The 25833-nt window shown below is 74.0% G+C and carries 20 protein-coding genes; 4 read left to right on the forward strand and 16 right to left on the reverse strand.

Annotated features, from left to right (window positions below):
• Positions 1-91 precede the first annotated feature (91 nt).
• Positions 92-424, forward strand: a complete 333-nt coding sequence (locus tag ABZ780_RS31355; protein WP_357012831.1) for a TM2 domain-containing protein — start codon at positions 92-94, stop codon at positions 422-424.
• Positions 425-503: 79 nt separating this feature from the next.
• On the opposite strand, the gene ABZ780_RS31360 is transcribed toward ABZ780_RS31355, so the two are convergent.
• The 9 genes from ABZ780_RS31360 to recN all read right to left on the reverse strand — a co-directional run bounded on the left by ABZ780_RS31360 (position 504) and on the right by recN (position 13499).
• Positions 504-1109, reverse strand: coding sequence for an NUDIX hydrolase (locus ABZ780_RS31360; RefSeq protein ID WP_357012832.1), 606 nt, complete (start codon positions 1107-1109; stop codon positions 504-506).
• 37 nt (positions 1110-1146) lie between these two features.
• Entirely contained in the window at positions 1147-2898 is a 1752-nt protein-coding gene (locus tag ABZ780_RS31365; RefSeq protein ID WP_357488352.1) for a CTP synthase, read from the reverse strand.
• A 163-nt stretch (positions 2899-3061) separates the two neighbouring features.
• The gene (locus ABZ780_RS31370) at positions 3062-5590 is read right to left on the reverse strand and encodes a hypothetical protein (protein ID WP_357488353.1); all 2529 of its coding nucleotides are present in this window, start codon (positions 5588-5590) and stop codon (positions 3062-3064) included.
• Positions 5590-6756, reverse strand: coding sequence for a glycosyltransferase family 4 protein (locus ABZ780_RS31375; protein WP_357488354.1), 1167 nt, complete (start codon positions 6754-6756; stop codon positions 5590-5592). The genes ABZ780_RS31370 and ABZ780_RS31375 overlap by 1 nt, the downstream gene beginning before the upstream one ends.
• Positions 6757-6787: 31 nt before the next feature.
• Complete coding sequence (locus ABZ780_RS31380; RefSeq protein WP_357488355.1) at positions 6788-8482, reverse strand: lipid II flippase MurJ; 1695 nt, start codon at positions 8480-8482, stop codon at positions 6788-6790.
• 1 nt (position 8483) lies between these two features.
• Positions 8484-9350, reverse strand: coding sequence for a hypothetical protein (locus ABZ780_RS31385; RefSeq protein ID WP_357488356.1), 867 nt, complete (start codon positions 9348-9350; stop codon positions 8484-8486).
• 121 nt (positions 9351-9471) lie between these two features.
• Complete coding sequence (locus ABZ780_RS31390) at positions 9472-10416, reverse strand: copper transporter (protein WP_357012838.1); 945 nt, start codon at positions 10414-10416, stop codon at positions 9472-9474.
• A 27-nt stretch (positions 10417-10443) separates the two neighbouring features.
• Complete coding sequence (gene steA, locus ABZ780_RS31395; RefSeq protein ID WP_357488357.1) at positions 10444-11622, reverse strand: putative cytokinetic ring protein SteA; 1179 nt, start codon at positions 11620-11622, stop codon at positions 10444-10446.
• Between the two features lie 119 nt (positions 11623-11741).
• Complete coding sequence (recN, locus tag ABZ780_RS31400) at positions 11742-13499, reverse strand: DNA repair protein RecN (protein WP_357488358.1); 1758 nt, start codon at positions 13497-13499, stop codon at positions 11742-11744.
• Positions 13500-13611: 112 nt separating this feature from the next.
• Between recN and ABZ780_RS31405 the strand changes: the two genes are divergently transcribed.
• The gene (locus ABZ780_RS31405) at positions 13612-14631 is read left to right on the forward strand and encodes a helix-turn-helix domain-containing protein (protein ID WP_357488359.1); all 1020 of its coding nucleotides are present in this window, start codon (positions 13612-13614) and stop codon (positions 14629-14631) included.
• Between the two features lie 49 nt (positions 14632-14680).
• On the opposite strand, the gene ABZ780_RS31410 is transcribed toward ABZ780_RS31405, so the two are convergent.
• The 5 genes from ABZ780_RS31410 to ABZ780_RS31430 all read right to left on the reverse strand — a co-directional run bounded on the left by ABZ780_RS31410 (position 14681) and on the right by ABZ780_RS31430 (position 21367).
• On the reverse strand, positions 14681-18400 hold the full coding sequence (locus ABZ780_RS31410; RefSeq protein WP_357488360.1) for a S8 family serine peptidase: 3720 nt from the start codon (positions 18398-18400) through the stop codon (positions 14681-14683).
• Positions 18401-18558: 158 nt separating this feature from the next.
• Entirely contained in the window at positions 18559-19443 is an 885-nt protein-coding gene (locus ABZ780_RS31415; RefSeq protein WP_357012850.1) for an NAD kinase, read from the reverse strand.
• Between the two features lie 100 nt (positions 19444-19543).
• Positions 19544-20404 carry a TlyA family RNA methyltransferase gene (locus tag ABZ780_RS31420; protein ID WP_357488361.1) on the reverse strand — a complete coding sequence of 287 codons (861 nt, stop codon included), beginning with the start codon at positions 20402-20404 and terminating at the stop codon, positions 19544-19546.
• Between the two features lie 37 nt (positions 20405-20441).
• Positions 20442-20744 carry a hypothetical protein gene (locus tag ABZ780_RS31425; RefSeq protein WP_357488362.1) on the reverse strand — a complete coding sequence of 101 codons (303 nt, stop codon included), beginning with the start codon at positions 20742-20744 and terminating at the stop codon, positions 20442-20444.
• Entirely contained in the window at positions 20741-21367 is a 627-nt protein-coding gene (locus ABZ780_RS31430; RefSeq protein WP_357488363.1) for a hypothetical protein, read from the reverse strand. The genes ABZ780_RS31425 and ABZ780_RS31430 overlap by 4 nt, the downstream gene beginning before the upstream one ends.
• Before the next feature lie 111 nt (positions 21368-21478).
• Here ABZ780_RS31430 and ABZ780_RS31435 point away from each other — a divergent pair, with 111 nt between their 5' ends.
• On the forward strand, positions 21479-21817 hold the full coding sequence (locus ABZ780_RS31435) for an SCP2 sterol-binding domain-containing protein (RefSeq protein WP_357012846.1): 339 nt from the start codon (positions 21479-21481) through the stop codon (positions 21815-21817).
• Positions 21818-21829: 12 nt separating this feature from the next.
• On the opposite strand, the gene ABZ780_RS31440 is transcribed toward ABZ780_RS31435, so the two are convergent.
• Both ABZ780_RS31440 and ABZ780_RS31445 read right to left on the reverse strand, forming a co-directional pair.
• Positions 21830-22855, reverse strand: a complete 1026-nt coding sequence (locus ABZ780_RS31440) for an HAD-IIA family hydrolase (RefSeq protein ID WP_357488364.1) — start codon at positions 22853-22855, stop codon at positions 21830-21832.
• Positions 22852-23808 (reverse strand): Replicase polyprotein 1ab, encoded by a 957-nt coding sequence (locus ABZ780_RS31445; RefSeq protein ID WP_357488367.1) that lies wholly within the window; start codon positions 23806-23808, stop codon positions 22852-22854. The genes ABZ780_RS31440 and ABZ780_RS31445 overlap by 4 nt, the downstream gene beginning before the upstream one ends.
• Between ABZ780_RS31445 and ABZ780_RS31450 the strand changes: the two genes are divergently transcribed.
• Entirely contained in the window at positions 23797-25659 is a 1863-nt protein-coding gene (locus ABZ780_RS31450; protein ID WP_357488365.1) for a hypothetical protein, read from the forward strand. The genes ABZ780_RS31445 and ABZ780_RS31450 overlap by 12 nt on opposite strands.
• Positions 25660-25833 lie beyond the last annotated feature (174 nt).

Below are 25833 nucleotides of genomic sequence, written 5' to 3' on the forward strand. Positions count from 1 at the left end.
CACTGTGACATCCGGTGCTCGGGTGTCCTGACGGTGTGTCAGGGCAGCGACCGTAGGCCGGCGGTGTGATCCCACCTCAGCCGTCAGGACAGTGTTCGCCATTATCGTCCCATCTGTCGGGCGTGTATGCGGACAGCGGCTGAGTGGATCACTAATGTGTCCGCCCATGACCACTCCTCCTTATCAGCCCGGGTACGCCTCGGGCCAGTCCGACAAGAGCAAGGTTGTCGCGGGCATCCTCGGCATCCTGCTCGGCACCTTCGGTGCCGGTCGGTTCTACACCGGACACACCAAGATCGCTGTTCTCCAGCTCGTGGTAAGCATCGTGACCTGCGGCGTCGGCGCGCTCTGGGGCGTCATCGACGGCATCATGATCCTGGTCAACGGCGGCACGGACGCGCAGGGCCGCCCGCTGCGCGACTGATCCCCCACCTCAAGCGCCGAAAGGGCCCCGCGGCTTGCCGCGGGGCCCTTTCGCGCGTACCCCTCAGCGGGGTGGTGGTTCAGCGCGGCAGCGGCGTGTCCGCCCGGCGCAGCGCCGAGAAACCGGTGTCGCGGGCGCGGGCCGCGGCCAGCAGACCGGCCACCGCCGAGGCGTTGGTGATCTCGCCGGCCAGGACCATGCCGACCGCCTCGTCCAGGTCGATCCGGACGATCTGCAGGTCGGCCTCCTCGTCGTGGCGCTCGTGGCGCTCGCTCGCCGGCACGTCGGCCAGGTCCCGGGCGAGGTAGACCCGGACCAGTTCGTTGGTGAACCCCGGCGAGCTGTGCAGGTCGACCAGCACGTCGATCCGCCCGGCCGTGAGGTCGGCCTCCTCGGCCAGCTCCCGCAGCGCGGCGGCCGGCAACTCCTCGCCGGAGACGTCCATCAGCCCGGCCGGCAGCTCCCACAGGTGCCGCCCGACCGGATGCCGGTACTGCCGGATCAGCACCACCTGGCCGGCGTCGTCGAGCGCGACCACGGCCACCGCCCCGACGTGCCGGACGAGGTCCCGCAGGGCGGTCCCGCCGCCCGGCATGGTGACCTCCTCGCTGACCACGTCGAAGATCCGCCCCCGGTAGTGCTCCTCGCGGGAGCGCACCTCGTAGCGGTGCTCGACGGCGCTCACGCGGTCACCTCGCCGCGGTGCCCGCCGGCGCGCTCGCTCACGACGCGGACCCTGCCTTCGTCGACGCGCCGTTACGGGCGGCCTTGCGCGCCGTTGGGGCCTCCGTCGCCGGGTCCAGGTCGACCGGCAACTGGTCGGCCTGCGAGTACGCCACGGCGGACTTCACGAACGACGCGAACAGCGGGTGCGGCCGGGTGGGGCGGCTCTTCAGCTCCGGATGCGCCTGGGTGGCCACGAAGAACGGGTGCAGACTCCGGTCCAACTCGATGAACTCGACCAGCCGACCGTCCGGCGAGGTGCCGGAGATGTGCAGGCCCGCCTTGGTCAACGCGTCCCGGTAGGCGTTGTTGACCTCGTAGCGGTGCCGGTGCCGCTCGCTGATGTCCGTGCTGCCGTACGCCTCGGCGACGATCGAGCCCGCCGTCAACGTGGCCGGGTACGCCCCGAGCCGCATGGTGCCGCCCAGGTCGCCCTTGCCGGCGACGATGTCCTCCTGGTCGGCCATCGTGGCGATGACCGGGTGCGCGGCCTGCTCGTCGAACTCCAGCGAGTTGGCGCCGTCCAGGTCGGCCAGGTGCCGGGCCACGTCGATGGTCATGCACTGCAGGCCGAGGCAGAGGCCGAGCAGCGGGATGCCGTTCTCCCGGGCGTACCGGGCGGTGCCGATCTTGCCCTCGATGCCGCGTACCCCGAACCCGCCCGGGATGAGGATGCCGTCGACGCCGGCCAGGGCCGCCGCGGCGCCGGCCGGGGTGACGCACTCGTCGCTGGGCACCCAGCGCAGCTGCACCCGGGCCCGGTGACCGAAGCCGGCCGCCCGGATCGCCTCGCTCACCGACAGGTACGCGTCGGGCAGGTCGACGTACTTGCCGACCACCGCGACGGTGACCGTGTGCCGGGGCCGGTGCACCCGCTCCAGCAGGTCGTCCCAGCTGGCCCAGTCCACGTCCCGGAACGAGAGCCCGAGCCGGCGCACCACGTACGCGTCGAGCCCTTCGCGGTGCAGCACCTTCGGGATGTCGTAGATGCTCGGCGCGTCCGGTGCGGCGACGACCGCCTCGGTGTCCACGTCGCAGTAGAGCGACAGCTTCTCCTTGAGCTTCGCCGGGATCTCCCGGTCGCAGCGCAGCACGATGGCGTCCGGTTGGATGCCGATGTTGCGCAGCTGCGCCACGGAGTGCTGGGTCGGCTTGGTCTTCAGCTCACCCGACGGCGCCAGGTAGGGCACCAGCGACACGTGCAGGTAGAAGCAGTTGTCCCGGCCCAGGTCGTGGCGGACCTGGCGGATCGCCTCCAGGAACGGCAGGGACTCGATGTCGCCGACCGTGCCACCGACCTCCGTGATCACCACGTCGGGCAGGACGCCGTCGTCGTCCGGGTCGCCCATCGCCAGGATCCGCGACTTGATCTCGTTGGTGATGTGCGGGATGACCTGGACGGTGTCACCGAGGTACTCGCCGCGCCGCTCCTTGGCGATCACGTCGGAGTAGATCTGGCCGGTGGTGACGTTCGCCTTGCCGGACAACGCCCGGTCCAGGAATCGCTCGTAGTGCCCGACATCGAGGTCGGTCTCGGCGCCGTCCTCGGTGACGAAGACCTCGCCGTGCTGGAACGGGTTCATCGTCCCGGGGTCGACGTTGAGGTAGGGGTCGAGCTTCTGCATCACCACACGCAGACCGCGCGCGGTCAGCAAATTGCCGAGGCTGGAGGCGGTGAGGCCCTTACCCAGCGAGGAGGCGACGCCCCCGGTGACGAAAATGTGCCTGGTCGTCCGTGCTGATGGGGCCAAGGCCTGCTCCCGTGTCGTCTGTCGCGGTCGTGCAGACCGCCGTGCTCGATCACCAAAGTGATCACGCGATCCACGGGATTCCACGGTAACACCTCTACGGCGGGTACTCGCAGGCCGCACCCCGAGTGGGCCACCACCGGGCCACCGCGACGACGCCCGGCGGTCAGGGAGCCGCAACCCCGGTCGATCCTCGGTCGGCCCGCGCGGGCGGCTCCGGGTCACTCGAAAGGCGCTGCGCCGGGGCGACGGGCGACCCGGCCGCGCCGTCCGCCGGACGCTCGGGAGTCGGCTGCGCGTCGACACCGGCCCCGTCCGTGACCGGACGCGCCGACCCGTCCGGGGCGTCCGGCCGGTCCGGGGCGTCCGGCCGGTCCGGGGCGTCCGGCCGGTCCGGGGCGTCCAGGGTGTCCGGGGCGGGAGTGAGCGGCGGCGTCACGGACCGTGGTGGGCTGGCGGGTGGGCCGCTGATCGGCCGGGGGTGCACCGCCCCGAGGGGCCCTCCGCCGCCCGTCGGACCGTCGCCCCCACCGGCCGGGCCGGCGCCGCCGGACCCTCGATCGTCGTCGGCGCCGTCATCACGGGTACGGCCCGTGCCGGGGCGGGTCCGGTCGGCGGCGTGCCCCAGGACCCGCAGCGACGCCAGCGCGGCCATCGGCACCACCAGGGCGGCGGCGGCGCCGGCCACGTCCAGTGCCGCGCCGTCGAGCAGGCCACCGAGCACCGCCGCGACCGCCGTGCCCGCCAGCGCGGCCCGCACGGCCGGGTAGATGCCGAACAGCCGCATCAGCCCACCCCAGGGCTGTAGCAGGGCGAACCACACCACCAGCGCGCCGACCAGGGCCAGCACGGTCAACGGGCTGTTCACCAGCGTCTCGAAGTTGGCGGTGCTGGACCGGTGCACGGTGAACCCGCCGGTGCCGTCGCCCACGGCGGACAGGAAGCGTCCCAGACTGCCGCGCTCGGCCGCCGGGCGGCGCAGGTCCACCACGGCGAAGCCGATCCCGACCGCCAGGGCGGCCATGGCGGCCCACGCCAGGCGGCTGATGGTCAACCAGCCGCCCGCGCTGATCACCGCGGCCACGCTCAGCCCGGCGGTCAACGCGATCGCCCCGACCGGGTCGGCGCCCAGGTACGGGCTGCCCACCACCACCACGGCGAGGCCACCCACGGCGACCATCACCGCCGGTCGCCAGCCCCGGTGCACCCGCTGGGCGAGCCAACCGCCGGTCAGCAGGGCACCGGCGAGGAACACGCCCAGCCCGACCGTGCTCAGCCCGGAGTACCGGCCGCCCTGCAACGCCGAGTAGCCGACCACGCCGTTGAGTTGCAGGCGGGCTCCGGTGAACACGTCCAGCCCGACGACGAGTGTGGTGAGGCCGGCCACCGCGCCGAACGGGCCGAGCGTGTTCGCGTACCCGGGGGCGAACCGGACCGCCGCGGTGCCGCCGGCCACCAGCAGAGCCGTGACCCCGGCGAAGAGCCACCCGGGGTGCTCGCCGCGCCACCAGGGGACGGCGTCGGCGAGCAGCGCGGCCGGCAGGGTCAGCGCGGCCGCGACCAGCAACACCTCCACCACCCCCACGACCCGCGCGGACACCCGGGTCGGGCCGGTCGGCCCCGCGTGCGGGCGAGCCCGCCGCAGCAACGGCAGCACCGCCAGGGCCAGCAGCACCTGCACCCCGGCGAGCAGCGTGAAGAAACCACCGGAGACGGTCCGCTGGGCGGCCGCCTCCCGGTCGGCGTCGGCCGGCGCGTTTATCGCGTCGGTGAGGTCGCCGGTGCGTTCACCGGTGCTGATGGCGGGCCGGCCGAGGAAGAGCCGCTCCGGCATCGGCCGGCCCAACGCGGCGAGCGCGGTCGGCGCGAGGTCGACAAGTTGCAGGTAGCCGTCCCGGCCGGTGCTGGCCGAGGTGAGCCAGCCGCGCTCCCAGCCCGGCCCGTCGGCGACCGCCACGTGCAGCCGCGACGGCTGCGCGGTGTCGGAGATCCCCGCGACCAGCACCAGAGACCGCGGCGGCCGGGCGGCCAGCACCCGGGCCAGTTGGGCGTCCGCCTCCCGCGCCTGCTCGGCACGCGCCGCCGGGTCGACCCCGTCCACGGTGCCGAGGTCGACGATGCTCAGCACGCACGAGCCGAGCAGCGCGCTCGGATCGGCCGGCAGCCCGGCGGCGTACCGGTCGACCCGGCCGAACGGTCGGGCGGCGGCCACGGCCGCGCCGGGACCCACCGCGACCGAGCAGCGCACCGACTCCGACAGCGACCCCGGCACGGTGCCCCAGGGCAGCTGCTGCTGGTTGTACTGGACCACGCTCTCCTGCTGGGGCAGGTTCGCGCCGATGCCGTCCGGTTGCTCCACGACCACCCCGGCGGGCGGGCAGCCGCCAGCGATTCGGCTGCCGTTCCACCCGGCGAAGCTGCCGGCGCCCAGGGTCAGCCAGCCGTCCACCGGGCAGGTTGGCCGGTGCGCGGACCGCACCGACAGCGAGCCGATCGAGCCGTCCTGGGCCATCCGCCACAACGTCGGGGTGTCCTGCGCAGACACGTCCTCCCAGCGCAGCCCGGCGACCCCCGCGAGCACCACGAAGTCCGCCGTGCGCTGCGGGGCGCCCCGGGGCGGTCGGGCGGACAGCGCGGCGACGCCCAGCGCCACCACGAGCACCGTCAGCAGCGCGGGAGCGAGGCGGCGCAGCATCACCGGTGTCCTGTCATCGGCGCGTCGGAGCCCGGGGCCGCCGGACCGGTGGGGTCCGCCGCCAGCTCGGCGTACAGGGCGGCCAGCGCGGCCACCGTGTCCGCCTCGGTGGGCCACGTCGCGGCCCGCTCGGTGCCGCGCCGGCCCAGCTCGGCCCGCGCCTGCGGGTCGTCCAGCAGCGCGCGTACCGCCGTGTCGACCGCGTCCACGTCACCGGCGGGGACCAACGCGGCGGCGTCGCCGACCAGCTCCGGCAAACCGCCCACCCCGGTGGCCACCAGCGGCACGCCGGCCCGCATCGCCTCCTGGGCGAAGAGCTGCCGGGCCTCCCAGTCGCTGGTCACCACCGCGAGGTCGGCGCCGGCGAGCAGGTCGGCCACGTCGGTGCGGTGCCCCAGCAGGGTCACCGGGGCGCGGGCCGCGGAGGTCCGGGCGGCCAGCGGCAGGTACGCCGGGCCGCTGCCGGCGATCACCACGACCGGCGGTGGGGTACGCGTACGCCAGCGGGCGGCGGCGTCGATCAGCACGTCGTAGCGCTTCTGCGGGTGCAGCCGGCCGACCGAGACGATCAGCGGCTGGTCCGGTCGCACGCCGAACTCGGCCCGGACGGCGGCGCGACGGCGGTGCGGGGCGGGCAGGGTCGGCGCGGCGACCGGGGCGAGCCGGGCATCGGCGGCGCCCAGCGCGGCGGCCCGCTGCACCAGGTCCGTGGAGGCGCCGAGGGCCACCCGGGCACCCCGGGCCACCACCCGCTCGACGAGGCGGGAGACGCCGCCGCGCAGCCCGGAGGCGAGCACCGCGTTGTGCCAGGTGACGACCAGCGGGGCGGCCGGACGGGCCAGCACGGCGACCAGCCCGGCGCGCAGGCCGTGGGCGTGCACCACGTCGACCCGGGCGTCGGCGAGCGCCCGCCGCAGGACGAGCACCGCCCGCGCGTCGCCGGGGGTGGGGCTGGCCGGGATCTCCACCGGCGCAAAACGCGCACCGACGCCGGTGAAGTTGAACTGCTCCTGGGTCGCCGCCGGCCCGCAGACCACCACGGTGGCGCCGGCGGTGACGAGCCCGCGCGCCACCGAGCGGACGTGCTGGCCGACCCCGCCGGTGCTGGAGGCGAGCAGCAGCGCCACCGTCCCCGTCCAGCGGGTGGGCAGGCTGGGCTCCGTCATCGCGACCCCCGTCGGTCCCCGTTCACAGCGTTCACCGAACCGCCGTCTCCTTCCCGTCGCCCCGCTCCGGGGGCGCCGTGTCCGGTGCCGACGTGCCGGTCCGGTCCCGCGATCCTCGCCGGTTGAGCCGGCGCGCCACCCCGCGCAGCAGCGGCTGTACGTCCCGTCGGTCGACGAACCAGACCACGACGAGGAACACGACACCGACCAGAACTCCGGACAGCATGCCCTGACCGAGTGCCGCGGCCATCGTCGGGGTGCCGTCGCCCACCGAGTGGAGCAACCGGCCGAGGCCCAGCCCGGCGAGCGCGGCGACCACCCCGGCCAGCACACCGGCCGACCCGGCGCGGGCCGCGCCAGCGAGTGCGGGACGCCCGGCGCTGCGCAGCACCGCCGCGACGAGCAGCGCCCCGAGCAGCAGCATGCCGACCGAGTTGGCGGCTGTCACCGCGAGCACCCGGTCCCCCAGCGGCAGCAGCGCGCCGAGCAGCAGGACGGCGGCGGGAACCACCAGCCAGCCGATCGCGGTGGCGACGGTCGCCGCCCGGGTCTCCCGCCGGGCGTAGAGCGCCCGGGTGAGGACCGCGAACAGGCCGTAGCCGAGCAGGCCGGGCGCGAACCCGATGATCGCGGCGGCGGCGGTCGGCGCGGTGGCGGCGGGGAAGAAGAAGTGCCCGACCGGCCCGGCGGTGCCGATCAGCGCGGCCGCGCCGAGGCAGCCGAAGAGCAGCACGCCCCGGACCGCCGGCGCCAGGGTCGCCCGGTAGGTGTCCTCGTCGCCGGTGGCCTGGGCGGCGACCAGGGTCGGGTACGCCGCCACCGCGAGGGGCACGGCCAGCACCGCCCACGGCAGCAGGTAGACGGTCTGGGCCAGGTTGTAGACGCCCGGGTTGGTGGCCGCGCCGTAGGTGACCTGGTTCAGGCTGACGATCAGGGCGATCTGCTGGGTGGTGACGGTGACCGCGCCGGCCACCGCGAGCCCACCGACCCGGGCCCGCGCCTCGCCGGGGAACCCGAACCCGGGCCGCAGCCCCAGGCGTAGCCGGCGGACCGGGACGAGCAGCGACAGCGACAGCACCACCACCCCGAGGGTGGTGCCCGCCGACAGCAGCAACTCGCCGTCGGCGCTCACCCCGCCGACGGTGGCCAGCCGGCCCTGGCTGGCGGTGAACCCCAGGTAGACGACGATCACGGTGAGGCTGGACAGCAGCGGGGCGAGGACCGGCCAGGCGAAGCGGCGATGCGCCTGGAGCACTCCGGTGAGCACGATGCCGATGCCGTACAGCGGTAGTTGCGGTGCGAAGACCCGCAGCATCCGGGCGCCGCTCTGCTGCTGGGCGGCGGTCAGTCCGTCGCCCAGCGTCCCGATCAGCGGCCCGGCGAACAGCACCACGAGCAGCGCGAGCGGCACCAGCAGGGCCAGCGTCCAGGTCAGCAACGCGCCCGTGGTCCGCGCCACCGCCGCCCGGTCGCCGACCTCGACCGCCCCGGCGAGCAGCGGCACGACGAGGCTGGCCAGCGCCCCACCGGCGACGATCTCGAAGATGAAGTTCGGCACCGCGTTGGCCACCACGTAGGCGCCGCCGAGGTCGGTGGGGGCCAGGCTCCAGGTGAACACGGCGGTACGGCCGAAGCCGGCGAGCCGGCTGAGCACGGTGAGGACGGCGATGAGCGCGGCTGCCCCGGCCAGCCGGCCGGCGCCGGCGAGGGGTGCCGGTCTGGTCACGTCAGTCGGCGCGCCGGCCCAGTGCGTCGAGCTCCCGCAACCCCGGCGTCCGCTGGATCACCGCCGTGAAGCTGACCTTCTCGCTGGCGGCGGTGAGGCCGGCGAGCACGGCGAGCAGCCCGGCGCGGCCGAGCGGGCCGGTCCGGGCGGCGAGCGCGACGCCGAGCAGCGCGCCGAGCGCGTTCGCGCCGCTGTCGCCGAGCATGACGTCCTCGGACAGGTCGTCGTGGAGCAGGCCGGCGGCGGCACCGGCGGCACCGGCGGCGATCCCGCCGTGCGGGCCACCGGCCAGCGGCGCGCCGAGCAGCAGGCCGGACTTGATGGCCCGGCCGGGCCGCAGGTCGAGCAGGTTGAGCAGGTTGGCGGTGCCGGCGATCACCCCGGCGCCGAGCAGCACGTCGACGCCCCGGCCGAACGCGCCGTGCCGCCGGCGGCGCGGATGCGCGGCGACCCGGGGGTCCGCGGCGAGCAGCGCGGCGGCGCCCAGGCCGGCGGCGCCCACCCCGACGACCTTGACCATGCCGGCGGTGACCCGGCCCTCGCGGAGCGCGGCGAGGTGGCCCGCGAAGCCCTTGGCCGCCTTCTGCTCCGGCCGGGAGCCGACCACGTCGTCGTACAGCCCGACGCCGCCGGCGCCGAGGCCGGCGACCAGGGCGGCACCACCGGAGGCGGCGCTGGTGGCACCGAACGCGCCCACGGCGGTCGCACCGGCGGCGAGCGCCGGCCCGGCGGCCAGGGTCACCGTCCGGCCCCGGAAGTTGGTGCGTTCCAGCGTGGGCCCGGCCGGGGAGGTACGCACCTCCCGCAGCGCGTACCGGGCGGCGGCGGCACCGGCGCCGGCGATCAGCAGTCGACCCAGGGCCCTCACGCCACCACCTCGCTCCGCTCGGCAGCGGCGTGGGACGCCGCCCTACCGCGCCTCAGGTTCACTCGCTGCGCTCGCTCACGCACCACCTCGTCAGTTACGGACACACGGGTACGTCGTTCGCTCACTTGGGCAGTGTAGGCAACAGACCGGAGGCGGCGTTGTCGCCGACGCCGTACTGGCCGGCCTTCTTGTCGGTGAGCTGCTCCGCCAGGGCGAGGCTGCTGACGAACTGGCCCTGCACCGTGTTGGCGTTGTCGACCGTGGAGATGGTCTGCGACAGCACCGGGTCGCCGCGCACCACGGCCACGACGTTGCCGCCGGCGGAGCCGTTGCCGCTCACCACGATCGCTCCGGTCCGGTCGAACTGCTCGACGACCTTGACCACCGACTCGTCCCGCCGCTCGGAGTCCTTGTCCACGTACGGCTGGCCGCTGACCACGACGACGGCCTCCGCCGGCCCGGTGACCTTGTTGCTGTCGGTGGTCAGATAACCGGCGTTGTTGTACGCGGCGAGCACCGCCCGCCGGTCGGCGTCGCTGACCGGCGCGGTGCCCTGCGGCCGGTCCAGCAGGACGCTGGCCAGCAGCGCGCTGGAGGTCTCCACGCCGTGCCCGTTGCCGGGCAGGCCGGTGGTCTGCGCGGTCGGGCGGGCGGCGGTGACGGCCAGCTCCAGCAGGTTGGAGTTGTTGTCCGGGTTGATGAACTTGTCCTGCAGGTCGACGCGGCCGGTGACGGTGGCGCCGGACTGCTGGATCTTCTTGAGCACACCCTCGGTGTGGTCACGGCCGTTGGGCAGGCTCAGCACCACGACCCGGCGCCCGGTGAGGGTGCCCGGGAGGACGACCTGGGACACCTGCTCGGCGAACTCCTCCTCGAGCGCGAGCTGCTTCTCCATGCTGTTGACCTGCTGGCGCCACTGTTGGTTGTCCTTGCGCAGCCCGGTGACCTGCTCCTTGAGGGAGTCGGCGACCGGGCCGTTGAGGGCGGCTGTGCCGACCACGAGCCCGATCGCCAGAGCCAGGAACACCGCGGTGAGGGACACCACGTGGTAGCGGAAGTTGATCACGCTTGCAGCCTCTTGATCGGTCGGGAACTAGAAGAGCCGGTACAGCTGGAACACGAAATTGTCCCACCACTCGGCGACCACGCCCAGGTACGCCTTACCGACTGTGGAGACGGCCACCGCCGAGGCCATCGCCGCGATCGCCGAGAGCACGAGCAGCAGCAGCGACGACCCGGAGATGCTCTGCCGGTAGAGCCGGCTCACACCCTTGGCATCGACGAGCTTGCCGCCGACCTTCAGGCGGGTCAGGAACGTCGAGGCCATGCCGCCGCGACCCTTGTCGAGGAATTCGACGAGCGTGGCGTGGGTGCCGACCGCGACCAGCAGCGAGGCGCCCTTCTCGTCGGCCAGCAGCATGGCCAGGTCCTCGCTGGTCGCCGCGGCCGGGAAGGTGATCGCCGGCACACCGAGACCGTTGACCCGGGGCAGGCCGGGCGCCCGCCCGTCCGGGTAGGCGTGCACGATCACCTCGGCGCCGCAGCGCAGCACGTCGTCGGTGACCGAATCCATGTCCCCGATGATCATGTCGGGGGTGTAGCCCGCCTCGACCAGCGCGTCGGCGCCGCCGTCCACGCCGATCAACACCGGCTTGAACTCCCGGATGTACGGGCGCAGCACGTCCAGGTCGGCCTTGTAGTCGTAGCCGCGCACCACGATCAGGCAGTGCCGACCCTGCATCTGGGTCTCGATGTCCGGTACGCCCACACCATCGAGCAGCAGGTCGCGTTCCTGACGGAGGTAGTCCATCGTGTTGGCGGCGAACGCCTCCAACTGCACCGACAGCCCCTCCCGGGCGTCGGACATCGCCTTGGCGACCGACTCGGCGTCCTGCAGGGCGCCGTGCGCCACCGGCTCGTCACCGGCGTACACCGTGTTGCCCTCAATACGGACCTGGTCGCCCTCGCGGATCCGCTCGAAGACGCCCTCCCCCAGGTCGTCCAGGAGCGGAATGCCGGCGGCGATCAACACCTCCGGCCCGAGGTTCGGGTAACGGCCGGAGACCGACGGCTTGGCGTTGAGCACCGCCCCGACACCGACCGCGACCAACGAGTCGGCCGCCACCCGGTCCAGGTCGACGTGGTCGATGACCGCGATGTCACCCGGACGCAGCCGGCCGACCAGGCGCTTTGTCCGGCGGTCGAGGCGAGCGGTGCCGAGGACTCGGCCCGGCTCCGCGTGTCGGTTCCGGCGCAACGTGGGTAGACGCATCGTGACCATCCTGGCATGTGAGGCAGGCTTTTCTGTCGCGACATGCCTGAGCAGGGCCGCCTACCCAGGGAAGCACACACCGGCACAAGCCGGTGTGCTTGCGCTCACAATACGCGGCGTCACAACCGCCTTTCCTTCGCCGCCACTGCGAGAAGCTCTTCCGCGTGGGCGATACCCAGATCCGAGTCCGGCAAACCGGCGAGCATCCGGGCCAACTCCCGGGCGCGTTCGGTGTCCTCCACCACCCGGACGCCGCTGGTGGTCACCGCGCCGCCGGTGTCCTTTGCCACCACGAGATGCCGATCGGCGAACGCCGCCACCTGCGGCAGGTGGGTGACGACAAGCACCTGGTGGGTGCGGGCCAGCCGGGCCAGCCGGCGGCCGATCTCCACCGCGGCCTGACCGCCGACCCCGGCGTCGACCTCGTCGAACACAAGCGTGGGTGGGCCACCCGAACCGGCGAACACCACCTCGATGGCGAGCATCACCCGGGACAGCTCACCGCCCGACGCGCCCTTCTGCAACGGCAACGACGGCGCGCCCGGGTGGGCCAGCAACCGCAGCTCCACCTCGTCACCGCCGTCCGGGGCGACACCCACCTCGACACCGTTGACCGAAAGCGTCGGCTCGGCCCGCCCGGCCGGCCGCGGCAGCACCGCCACCTCGATCCGGGCGTGCGGCATCGCCAGCCCGGCCAGCTCGACGGTGACCTGGTCGGCGAAGCGGACCGCCGCCTCCTGCCGGGACACCGACACCCGCGACGCCAGGTCGGCTACCTCGACGGCCAACCGCTGCCCCTCGGCGGCCAACTCGTCGAGCAGATCGTCGGATGTGTCCAGATCGGACAGCCGGGTACGGGCCCGCTCGGCCCAGGCGATCACCCCGTCGACGTCGTCGGCGTACTTGCGGGTCAACGCCCGCAACGCGGCCCGCCGCTCGTAGACGTGCTGCAACCGGGCCGGGTCCGCGTCAAGCGCCGCCAGGTACGTCGACAGCTCCGCCGAGACGTCGGTGACGAGCGTGGCGGCCTCCTCCAGCCGGGCCGCCAGCTCACCGAGCGCCGGATCGGTGCCGGCCTGCGCCTCGAGGGTGCGCCGGGCGGTGCCGAGCAGCGCCGCCGCGTCCGGTGTCTCGTCGGCCGCGTCCGCGCCGCCGGCCACACACATCTGGGCCACCTGCGCGGCCGTCCGCAGGCCCTCGGCGTGCTCCAGCCGCTGCGCCTCGGTCTTTAGCTCGTCGTCCTCACCGGGCTGCGGATCGACCCGGGTGATCTCGTCGAGGCCGAGCCGCAACAGGTCGGCCTCCTGGTTGCGCTCGCGGGCGTTGCGCCGCCGGTCGGCCAGGTCGTCGACCACCCGCCGCCACCCGGTGTACGCCTCGCGCAGCGCGTCGAGCAGCTTCTCGTGCGCCGGGCCGGCGAACCGGTCGAGTGCGGCACGCTGCTCGGCCGGGCGCAGCAGCCGCAGCTGGTCGGACTGGCCGTGCACGGCCACCGCCTGCTCGCCGACCTCGCCAAGCATCGACACCGGCATGCTCCGGCCGCCGACGTGGGCCCGCGAGCGGCCCTCCACCGTCACCGTGCGGCTCAACAGCAGTGACCCGTCCTCGTCGGGCTCGCCACCGGCGTCGGTGATCCGGGCGTGCACGGCGTCGGCGGCCCGACCGCGCAGGCGCAGCCGCCCCTCCACCACCGCCCGGCCCGGCTGGGCACGGACCCGCCCGGCGTCGGCCCGGCCGCCGAAGAGCAGGCCGAGGCCGGTCACCACCATCGTCTTGCCCGCACCGGTCTCGCCGGTGATGACGTTCATCCCGCCGGTCAACGGCAGCGTGGTGTCCTCGATGACGCCGAGTCCGGTGATGCGCAGCTCTTCCAGCACAGCACCCGACAGTAGACGTGTGGGCCGACAGTGACCAGCCGACGAGCCCGCCGACGGCCCGCCCGACAGGCCCCGGCAGGGCCGACACGCAGGCGACGTACAGTCTTGCCCCGTGTTGGACGTGATTGGCCTGACCTCGGCCGAGGAGGAGCTGTACCGCTGCCTGCTCCAGCTCACCACGGCCCGCATTGACGAGCTGGCCGACCAGCTGCGACGGCCGCGGGCACAGGTGCTCGAGCAGGTCGAGACGTTGCGGGCCAAGGGTCTCGTGCAGCCCACCGACAGCGACCCGGACGCCCCGCTGCGCCCGACCGCCCCGGACGTCGCCCTCGGCGCGACGCTGCTGCGCCGCCAGGAGGACCTGGAGGCGGCCCGGCGGCGGGTCACCCAACTGGCCGAGGAGTACCGCTCCGGGCTGCGCCGCCACCACGTCGACCACCTGGTCGAGGTGATCAGCGGCACCCGGGTGCTGCGGGACCGGCTGCGGGACCTGCAGAACTCGGCGCGTACCGAGGTGCTCTGGTTCTGCCGGGCGAACCCCCTGGCCATGGCCGGGCCGGAGAACGTCGAGGAGTTCGACGCGCTGGCCCGCGGGGTCAGCTACCGGGCCATCTACGAGCGGGATCTGCTGCTGGAACCGGGCGCGCTGGCCGACCTGGCCAAGGGGGTCGCCGCCGGCGAGCAGGCCCGGGTCCTCGACCGCCTGCCCGTCCGGCTGGCCATCGTGGACGCCCGCACCGCGATCTGCCCCCTGGTGCCCGACCGCGACGGCGGCGAGCCGAGCGCCGCGGTGATCGGCCGCAGTCAACTGCTCGACGCGTTGCTCGCCCTCTTCGAGAGCCACTGGCGGGTGGCCACCCCGCTGCGGCTGGACGACCCACTCGGCGTCACGGCCACCGACGGCCGGCGGGCCGACGCCGACGGCCGGCACGCGGACAGCTACCAGCCGGACGCCGACGAGGCACGGCTGCTGTCGCTGTTCGTGGCCGGCGTACCGGACAAGTCCATCGCCTCCCAACTCGGGGTGAGCCGGCGGACCGTGCAGCGCAGGATCGCCGACCTGATGGCCGCCGCCGGCGTGGACACGCGACCCGGGTTGGCGTTCCAGGTCGCCCGGCGCGGCTGGCTCTGAACGCGCACAGGGGCGGGACGGCACCTGGCCGTCCCGCCCCCGTCCAGGATCAACGCAGCCCGTACGCCTCGAGCACTGTCTGGTCGACGGTGTTGCCGGCCCGGTCGGCGGCGTGCACCCGCAGCGACACAGTTCCGCGCCCGGCCGGCACAGTTGCCGTGTACCGGGTGCCCGACCCCTTGGTCGGCACGGTGCGCCAGGTGGCGCCGCCGTCGAAGGAGACCTGCACCGTCACGCTGGCGCCGCTCGGCGCGGCAACACCGGCCGGCTGGCGCAGCGTCAGGCCCAGCTGGTGCGGCTTGTTGCCGCGTACCGTGCCGAGCAGGTCAGCCGGCACCTCGTAGTCCACCTGCAGCAGCGACAGCGGCTTGGCGGCGTCACCGGCCGGCCGGGCGGAACTGAACTGCCAGGCCGTTTCGGTGCGGGTCGCGTAACGCCACGCGGGCGAGGACCGCCGGGTGGTCATCTCCAGGCGGTAGCGGGCCGACCCGGCCGTGGTGGGCACCGACGCCCAACCGTCGGAGAGGTCAGCGATCTGCCGCCCGTCGCGACTGACCCGGACCTGGACCGTGTCCGACTCCTCGCTGGCGCCGCCCGCGCTGACGTGGCCGGCCGCGTCGACGAACTCGGGCACCCGCAGGTCGAGGTTGTCACCGGTGCGGCTGGGCACCTTCGCCCCGCTGGCCGGTACGGCCGGACGGACCACCGGCGCGTGCCAGGTCTCGACCTCCCGGTCGTCGGCGGCGTACCGCCGGGGCTCCTGGGTCAGACCGCCGATCAGCTGCCCCCACTGCATGAACATCGACTTGTGCAGCACCCGGTGCTGCCACCAGCTGTCCCCCGAGCTGACGAACTCCTGGCGGGTGGTGCCGTTGCGGACCAGGCGCTGGTCGTCGTTCCACGAGAACTCCTGCCAGGGACGCCAGCCGAACCGCTGCTCGGTGGCCCAGCCCGCGCCCATGTCGCCGTAGCTCGCTGTCACCTCGGCGGTGTTCTTCGCCGTCACCGTGTGCACGACCCGCTCCGGCACCCGGTCCTTCGACACCTGCCACACGTCGTAGAGGTAGGGGCTGTCCACTGTCAACGTCAGGTCCAGCGTCGTCCGACCCTTGCGGGCCGCCGCGATCAGCCGCTGCCCGTCGTCGCACGCCACCACCATCGACGGGATCGCGAGGCGGTCCCCGTCGGGTCGCCACACCGTCCACGCGCTGAAGTCCGCAGGCCGGACGATCAGCACCGCTGCGGCGCCGGCCCCCGCGGCCGCGGCGACCTGCTCCTCCTCGGAGCGGTCCGGGTCGCTTGTCAGCAGCGCGGCGGCTCCCCGAACCCGGGTCAGCTCAGCCGGGCTGCCGGTGCCGGCCCAGACAAGCGGCAGCTTGCGCCGGCCCGTCGGCGCCGGCGAGGTGCCCATGAGGTTGATGTCCGACGGACCGGACACCCCGCTGATCTTCGCGTCCACCATCGGCGCGACGAGCTGCCAGCGCGAGGCGAACTCGAACTCGCCCTGACGTACCCGCCGGGTCGGATTGACGTTCACCTGCTGCACCGCGCTGAAAGCCATCACACCGTGGTCGATCTGCCGGCCGTTGCCCAGCACCCGGTGCACGTAGTAGCTGAGCGTGGCCCGCTGCTCGCTGGGCTTCGGCGTCTCGATGCGTACCGGCGTGCCCTTGCGCGCGTCGAGCACCACCGTCAGGTCCCGGTCGACTGTCAACTCCGGCTCGATGACCTCCGTCAACTGCTCGTCCAGTGGGGCGCCGTGCTCGACCATCGCGGTCAGCAGGTACGTGCCCTCCTCGACCCGCAGGGTGCCCTCGCCCGGCCACCAACCCCAGTAGTCCGACTCGGGCTGCTCACCGAAGAGCGTCAACCCCGGCGACAGCGTCAACTGCCCGTCCCGGCCCAGCACCTTCACCGTGACCTCGTGCAGCGGGCCGCTGACGGTGAGCCCGACCGGGGTACGCACGGCGACGCCGTTCGCGCCGGTCGCCACCAGCCAGCCACCGTGCGGCCCACGGGCCAGCTTCGCCGGGTCGGCGCGCAGCGGCACCGCCGCGCTGGCACCCGCCGGCACCGTCACCTCACCGGCGACGGAGACACCGTCGGTCTCGGCCACGCCGGTGTCGACGTTGCGCAGGTCCAACGCCAGCCGCAGGGTCTGCGCGGCCTTCGTGCCGTTTGTGTACGTCACGGTCCGCTCGACCGCCGCACCGCCGGTGCTGACCCGGCCGAAGTCGGCGGTGGCCGAGGCGTACACCTGCTGCTGGAGCGCCCGGGGCACGTCGACGCGACCGCCGCCCTGCTCGAAGACGGTGAGCGCCGGGTTGGCCTTCGTGGTGCTGACCAGCGCGTCCTTGAGCTTCGCGGCGGGCCAGTCGGGGTGTTCCTGGGCGAGGATCGCCGCCGCGCCGGACACGTGCGGCGTGGCCATCGAGGTACCGGACGCTGTCGTGTACGCGTCGCCCACCGGCGTACCCATCGTGGTGCCGGCGGCCCGCGCGGCGACGATGCCGACGCCCGGCGCGGTGATCTCGGGCTTGAGGCCGTTGTCGCCCAGGCGTGGGCCACGGCTGGAGAACGTCGCCAGGTTGTCGTTGCGGTCGACAGCGCCCACTGTGAGCGCCGCCGTGGCCGCGCCGGGCGAGCCGACGGTACGCGGCTCGCCCGCGTTGCCGGCGGCGACCACGAAGAGCGCACCCGTCTCGGCGGTCAGGTCGTTGACGGCGAGGCTCATCGGGTCGGTGCCGTCGGTGGGCTCGCCGCCGAGGCTCATACTGACGACCTTCGCGCCGGAGCGGGCTGCCCACTCCATGCCCTCGATGATGGCCGAGGAGCTGCCGGAGCCGCCGTCGTCGAGCACCTTGCCGACCAGCAGTCGCGCGCCGGGCGCCACGCCCTTGCGCAGCCCGTCGGACGCCGCGCCGCTGCCGGCGATGGTGGCCGCCACGTGGGTGCCGTGACCGTGGCCGTCGCGGGCGCTGCCGCTGCCGGAGAAGTCCCGCGCCTCGACGATCCGATCGGCCAGGTCGGGGTGGCTGCTGTCGACGCCGGTGTCGAGCACCGCCACCTTCACGCCGGCACCGTCCCGGCCGGCCGCCCAGGCCGCCGGCGCGCCGATCTGCGGCACGCTGTGCTCCAGCGCGGGACGGACCCGCCCGTCCAGCCAGACGTGGGCGACGCCGCCGCCCAGTCGAGGTGCGGCGGTGGTGGTGGTCCGCGCCGCCGGGCTGCCGGCGAGGGAGGTCCACAGGCCGCCGAGGTCGCCCTTGCCCACCCGCAGCGCCGCGCCGTTGATGCTCTCCAACGGTCGGGCCCCGGTGGTGCCGGCGAGCGGCCGGACCCGGCCGGCGGCAGGCTCCTGGTAGCGCACGATCAGCGGCACGAAGCCCTGCGCGGCGTCGCCGTAACCATCGGCGGCCAACTCCTGCACGTCGAAGAGGTTCGCGTCGAGGACCCCGCTGGAGACGTACGGCAGGACGTCGCTGGGCAGCACCCGCAGCCCGCCGTCGACCTCAAGGGTCTGGAAGATGATCCGCTCGCGCCCGGGGCCGGGGCGGACGGTGGCGGCGACCCGACCCGGGGCCGCGGGCGCCAGCTCCACCTGGTCACCGGTGATGAGGGTGATACGGACGGGCTCGGCGCCCGGGGCGGGGGCGCCCAGGCTCGGGCCGGTGGGCGGGCCGGGCGGCTCGGCGGAAGCCGGTGCGGCGAGGCCGACCACCAGCGCGCCGAGCACGCCGACGGTGAGCCAGCGAGGGGACCAGTGCATGCGATGCGCTCCTTCACTCCGGTAGGCCCGCCATCCGTAGATGAGGACCGATCGGAGTCTGCGGCGCGACGCAGCACCAGGTCACTAGCCGTCGGCCGCCGCAGCGGCGACATGTCGCCAGGTGGACAACCGCCGTGCACCGACGGTGTGCCCCACGGTCACTGGCGGCTGCCGCGCCACCCGTGCACCGGCAGCCCGAACTTGGCGACCAGCCGGTCGGTGAACGGGCGGGCACGCAGCCGCACGATGCGCACCGGCAGGGCGCCCCGACGCACCGTCACCCGGGCGCCGGGCGGCAGGTCGTAGACCCGCCGGCCGTCGCAGCAGAGCACCGCGAGGGTGGTGAACGGGTCGACGGTGATGACGAAGGTGGACGTGGGGGCGGTGACCAGCGGGCGGCTGAACAGCGCGTGCGCGCTGATCGGCACCAGCAGCAGCGCCTCCACCTCCGGCCAGACCACCGGCCCACCGCCGGAGAACGCGTACGCGGTGGAGCCGGTGGGGGTCGCGCAGACCACGCCGTCGCAGCCGTAGCGCGACAGCGGTCGCCCGTCCACGTCGACGAGCAGTTCGAGCATCTGGGCGCGCTCGCCCTTCTCGACGCTGATCTCGTTGAGCGCCCAGGACTCGATGGTCGGGCCGCCGTCGAACTCGGCGGTGACGTCCAGCGTGAGCCGCTCGTGCACGGTGTAGTTGCGCTCGACCACGTCGCGTACCGCGATGTCCAGGTCGTTGATCTCCGCCTCGGCCAGGAAGCCGACCTTGCCGAGGTTGATGCCGAGCAGCGGCACCTTCGCCGGCCGGGCCAGCTCGGCCGCGCGCAGGAAGGTGCCGTCCCCACCGAGCGCGAAGACGATCTCGGCGCCCTCGGCGGCCTCCGGGCCGACGACCGGGAGGACGCCGGGCAGATCGAGATCCTCGGCCTCCTCGGCGACCACCCGCACCTCGAAACCGGCGGCGATCAAATCGGCCGCGACCGACCGGGCGTGCTCGGTGCTGCGCCGACGACCGGTGTGGGTCACCAGCAGCGCGGTCCGGCTCACCGGCCCGACCACCTGTGCACGACCGGGCGGCAGGCCGCCGCCATCGCCCCACCGCGGCGGCGCGCCCCGCGCACCGTTGCGGGACGCTCGCTCCACGCGTTCACCCTGCGACCTCCTCCGCCGGCACGTCCGGCACGTCGCCGTCCGTCGCCGGACCGTCCGGCCCGGCCGCCACCACGGCCCGCACCCGCTGCGGGTCGATCGATGGCACGCCTCGGCGCAACCATACGAAGAACTCCACGTTGCCGCTCGGCCCGGGCAGCGGGCTGGCCGCCACATCGGCCAGGCCGAGGCCGAGCTGCGCCGCCGCGGCGGCCACGTCGAGCACCGCCTCGGCGCGCAGCGCCGGATCGCGGACCACACCGCCGGCGCCGACCCGCTCCTTGCCGACCTCGAACTGCGGCTTCACCATCAGCGCCAGGTCACCGTCGTCGCGGGTGCAGCCGGCCAACGCCGGCAGCACCAGCCGCAACGAGATGAACGACAGGTCAGCCACCGTGAGGTCGACATGCCCGCCGATCGCCTCCGGTTCGAGGGTACGGACGTTGGTGCGTTCCAGAACCCGGACCCGCTCGTCGGTGCGCAGCGACCAGGCGAGCTGCCCGTAGCCGACGTCCACGGCCACCACCTCGGCGGCGTCGGCGCGCAACAACACGTCGGTGAAGCCACCGGTCGACGCGCCGGCGTCCAGGCAGCGCCGCCCGGCCACGCGCAACCCACCCGAGCCGAACGCGGCCAGCGCGCCGGCCAACTTGTGGCCGCCCCTTGAGACGTACTCCTCGGCCGGGTCGGCCCCGGTGACCAGCAGGGGATCGGCCGGGTCGACCATCGCGGCGGCCTTGCGCGCCCGCACCCCGCGCAACTGGACCCGGCCGGCCTCCACCAACGCGGCGGCCTGCTCGCGAGAGCGGGCCAGACCGCGGCGGACGAGTTCGGCGTCCAGCCGGTTGCGACGTGCCATGGGTGGTTCTCCGGTCTGTCAGGCCTGGTCGTCCCGCTCAGGTCTGGTCGATGGTGGCGAGGGTTTCCCGCAGCGTCTCGTAGGCCGCCTCGTACTGCGCGATCTGGTCGGCCGGGGCGAGCATCGCCGCGTTGGCCATGGCCCGCACGGCGGCGTCCACCGCCGGGTGCCGCGCCGAGTCGTCCCCGGCCTCCCCGAAATCCGGCGGGCCGGGGCGGGCGCTCACCGGTGGAGCCGGGCGGGTGACGTACGACCCGCCGGGTGGCGGGCCGGGCCGGGCGGCGGTCGGCGGCCCCGGACGGATGCCGGGCGGCGGCCCGGGGCGGGCGCCATCGCTCACGAGTCACCGGCCGGACGCCGCTTGCGGACCGCCTTCTTGGCCGGCATGACCGCTGGGGTCGGAGTGTCGTCGGTGGTGCTGATCGTCGCCGGCGGCTTCTTCATGACGGCCTTCTTGGCGACGGCCTTCTTCGCGACCGCCTTCTTGGCCACGGCCTTCTTGGCCACCGGCGCGGAGACCGGGCCGTCCGAGGGCACCAGGCCGGTGCCGGGCTGCGCGGCGAGGGTCGGGTCGGGCTGCGGCGTGGGGCCGGCGGGAGCAGCTGACCCGCTGGCGGATCCCGCGGCCGGCTCGGTGGCTGGCTGCGGGGCCGGCTCGGTGGCTCGTGCCTCGCGCAGTTGCCGTTCCAGGTCGCGGACCCGTCGGGTCAGCTCGGCCACCTCGTCGGCGGTGGCCAGACCGACCGCGCCGAGGGCCCGGTCGACCTCGAAGCGGACCAGCTTGGTCAGCGCCTCCCGGTTGGCCGCGCCGGTGGTGACCAACTCCTCGCCGAGTGCCTGCAGTTGGGCGGCGGTCGCGCCGCCGGAGCCGACGAGGCGACGCGCCGCGTCCTGGGCTTTCTTCCGGGGCGCCTCCGCCAGGCCCATGGCCAGTTCGAGGTAGGCGCGCCACGCGTCCTGCATGCCTGAGTCCTTCCATCGGGCGGGGTGTGCAGGTGTCACGCTACCGGGCACCCCGGACTGTCCCGTGCGGTACGGTGCCGGGGACGGCATGGTGATCGGCGAGGGGGAGATGTGGCCAGCGTTGACGAGTGCCGGCAGGCGTTGCAGGACCTGGCCACCCGCCTCGACCGCAATGCCGAGACGGTACGCGAGAAAGTCGACCTGGAGCGGACGCTGGCCTGCAGGATCACCGACCTGGAAACGGCGTTTCACGGGCGCATCAGCGGCGGTCGGCTGGTCGAGCTGGCCGATGGCGACGACCCGAAGGCCAAGATCGCGCTGAGCACGTCCAGCGACGACCTTCTCGCCCTGGTCCGTGGTGACCTGGACGTCACCAAGGCGGTCACCTCCCGCCGGGTGTCGATCAAGGCCAATCCGTTCGATCTCATGAAACTGCGCAAACTGCTCTGACGAGCGCCCCCATCAGTCGCCGGTGGGCAGCCCGAAGCTCTCCAACGCGTGGGCCGCGTCCGACCCTCCGGCGCGGATCTTCGGCAGCGCCGGGGCCGACCAGGCCGCCGCGCAGAGCGCGGCCAGCGCGTCCAGCGGCCGGCCCGAACCGGTCAGCTCCACCGTCCCGTCGTGGTCCGTCACAGACCAACCGCCGGCGTCCGTCGTGCCCGGGACGCGCACGGCGGCGGCCGGGTCGAAGAGCCCCGCCAGGTCCCGCGCGACGTACGTCGGGCGCCGCTGCGGCTCGGCGGCCAGCAGCTCGGGTACGCCGCTGACGCCGGTGAGCACGAGCAGGCTGTCCAGCCCGGCGCGACGGGCACCCTCGATGTCGGTGTCCAGCCGGTCCCCCACGACCAGGGTCCGCCCGCCGTCACTGCGCCGGGCGGCGGTCTCGAACAACGCCGACTCCGGCTTGCCGACCACCAGGTCGGGGTCCCGATCCAACGCGGTACGCAGCACGGCGACCAGCGAGCCGTTGCCCGGCAGCGGTCCGCGTGCGCTGGGCAGCGTCCGGTCCGTGTTGGTGGCGACCCAGATCGCGCCCTCCCGCACCGCGACCGACGCCTCGGCCAGCTCGGCCCAGCCGACCTGCGGGCCGTAGCCCTGCACCACCGCAGCCGGCTTCTCGTCAGCACGGCTGACCGGGGTCAGCCCGACCGCGCGCAGCTCGGCGCGCAGCGCCTCCGCGCCGACCACCAGCACGGGCGCGCCGGCGGGCAGCCGGTCACGCAGCAACTCGGCGGCGGCAGCAGCGGAGGTGAGCACCTCCTCCGGCCGGGCCGGCACGCCCATCCCGGTCAGCAGATCGGCGACGTCGCTGGACCGCCGGGAGGCGTTGTTGGTGGCGTACGCCACCGCCCGCCCCTCGGCGTGCAGGCGGGCCACCGCGTCGACCGCGCCGGGGATCGGCCGGTCGATCAGGTAGATCACCCCATCCAGGTCGAAAACGACCAGGGTGTACCCGTCGACCAGCCGCTCCCCGGCGTCCGTACTCACCGCTGCGTCGACTCCGACTCGTCGCCCCGGGCCGGGGCGGCCACGTCGCCGTTCACCGCGTCGCCGTCGGTAGCTGCCGGAGTCCGATCCTCAGCAGCCGGCTCGTCGTCGTCGTCATCGTCGTCGTCATCGTCATCGTCATCGTCGTCGTCGTCATCGTCGTCTTCGTCATCGTCGTCGTCGTCGTCGTCTTCGTCGTCTTCGTCTTCGTCGTCGTCGTCTTCGTCGTCGTCGTCGTCTTCGTCGTCGTCGTCGTCGTCGTCGTCTTCGTCGTCGTCTTCGTCGTCGATCAGCTCGGTGTCGGGCTGGGTCGGCACGGCGCCGGGGGCACCCGGACCGGCGACCGTCTCCTCGGCCGTCTCGTCCTCGTCGTCGCCCTCGATGACCACGCCGTCGAGTTCCAGCAGCCGCTCCGCGGCGTCGGTCTCGCCCTCGGTGTCCACGTCGGCGGCGCGGGAGAACCACTCGCGGGCCTCCTCACGCCGGCCCACCGCGAGCAGCGCGTCGGCGTACGCGTAACGCAGCCGGGCCGTCCACGGCACCGTCGCCTCACTGGTGAGGTCCGGGACCTGGAGCATCGCCACCGCGGCGTCCTTCTGCCCGAGGTCGCCCCGGGCACCGGCGGCGACGATCAGCAGCTCGATCGCGACGGCCTGGTCCAGCTTCTCCCGGTCGGCGCCACGGAACAGGTCGATGGCCCGCTCCGGACGACCCAGAGCGCGCTCACAGTCCGCGAGCACCGCCAGGTGGCTCTGCAATCCACTCATCCGGTGGTACGTGCGCAGCTCGGCGATCGCCGTCTGCCACTCCCCCGCGTGGTACGCGGCCAAGCCGACCGCCTCACGGACGGCGGAGATGCGCGACGCGAGCCGGCGGGCGGCCAGCGCGTGCGCCAGCGCCTCGGCCGGGTCCTCGTCGATCAGCTGGCCAGTGGCGACCAGGTGCCGGGCCACCGTCTCGGCGACCGGCTTGTTCAACGAGAGCAGCTCAGCGCGTACGTCCTTGTCGAGGTCCGTGGCGACGATGTCATCCGGCAACGTCGGGGCCGAACTGCGGCCGCCCTCGGGCGACTCGGAGCCCGCGCCACGGTCGTCGCGGCGGAAGTCGCCCTCGCGACGCGGCCGGTCGTCGGCGCGGAACCCGCCGTCGCGATCCCCGCTACGGAAACCACCCTCACGGCGGTCACCGCCTCGGAAGCCGCCGTCGCGGTCGCCGCCACGGAAGCCGCCCTCGCGGGGCGGGGCGGAACGACCACGGTCGCCCCCGCCCTGGTAGCCGCCCTCACGACGGTCACCACCACGGAAGCCACCCTCACGGGGAGCACCCGAGCGCGAACCATCACGGTCGCCGCCACGGAAGCCGCCCTCGCGATCGCCACCACGGAAGCCACCCTCGCGGGGCGGGGCGGAACGACCACGGTCACCGCCACCTTGGTACCCGCCCTCACGGCGGTCACCACCACGGAAGCCGCCCTCACGGTCACCACCGCGGAAGCCGCCCTCGCGGTCGCCGCCACGGAAGCCGCCCTCACGCGGAGCACGGGAGCCGTCGCGGTCGCCGCCACGGAAGCCGCCCTCGCGAGACGGGCCGGAACGACCACGGTCGCCCCCGCCCTGGTAGCCGCCCTCACGACGGTCACCACCACGGAAGCCACCCTCACGGGGAGCACCCGAGCGCGAACCATCACGGTCGCCACCACGGAAACCACCTTCACGACGGTCGCCACCGCGGAAGCCGCCGTCGCGGTCGCCGCCACGGAAGCCACCCTCACGCGGTGCACCAGGCCGGGAGCCGCCCTGGTAGCCGCCCTCACGGCGGTCACCGCCACGGAAGCCACCCTCGCGGTCACCGCCACGGAAGCCACCCTCGCGCGACGGACCGGAACGACCACGGTCACCCTGGTAACCACCCTCGCGACGGTCGCCACCCTGGTAGCCACCCTCGCGGCGGTCGCCGCCGCGGAAGCCACCCTCACGGGGAGCACCCGAGCGCGAACCATCACGGTCGCCACCACGGAAACCGCCCTCACGGCGGTCGCCACCGCGGAAGCCACCCTCACGGTCACCGCCACGGAAGCCACCCTCGCGAGACGGACCGGAACGACCACGGTCACCGCCACCCTGGTAACCACCCTCACGGCGGTCACCACCCTGGTAGCCGCCGCCCTCGCGACGGTCACCGCCACGGAAGCCACCCTCACGGGGAGCACCCGAGCGCGAACCATCACGGTCGCCACCACGGAAACCGCCCTCACGGCGGTCGCCACCCTGGTAGCCACCCTCGCGGCGGTCGCCGCCGCGGAAGCCACCCTCGCGAGAGGGACCGGAACGACCACGGTCACCGCCACCCTGGTAACCACCCTCACGGCGGTCACCACCCTGGTAGCCACCCTCACGCGGCGTGCGCGAACCACCGCGGTCGCCACCCTGGTAGCCACCCTCACGGGACGGACCGGAACGACCACGGTCACCGCCACCCTGGTAACCACCCTCGCGACGGTCGCCGCCACGGAAGCCACCCTCACGGGGAGCACCCGAGCGCGAACCATCACGGTCGCCACCACGGAAACCGCCCTCACGGCGGTCACCGCCGCGGAAGCCACCCTCGCGCGGAGCACCGGACCGCGAGCCGTCCCGGTCACCGCCACGGGAACCGCCGGTGTATCCGCCTCGGGCGCCACCAGCGCTGTCGCGGTCACCCCGGTACGGGGGTCGGTCGTCGCGCCGGGCACCACGGTCGCGCCCGCCGGAGCCCTCGGTGCGGTCTTCGTTACGACGGGGACGATCTCCGCCCTGCGGTCCTGAACTCACAGGTACATCCTTCCTGATTGCGCCACCAATGGCGCCACGCAGTCGAGGGCCGACCCGGATTGGGCGGCCCTCGACTGGAAGATTGTCCGGCGGTGTCCTACTCTCCCACACCCTCACGAGTGCAGTACCATCGGCGCTGGAGGGCTTAGCTTCCGGGTTCGGAATGTA

It is taken from the genome of Micromonospora sp. NPDC047467 (assembly GCF_040643095.1).
Lineage (GTDB): Bacteria > Actinomycetota > Actinomycetes > Mycobacteriales > Micromonosporaceae > Micromonospora.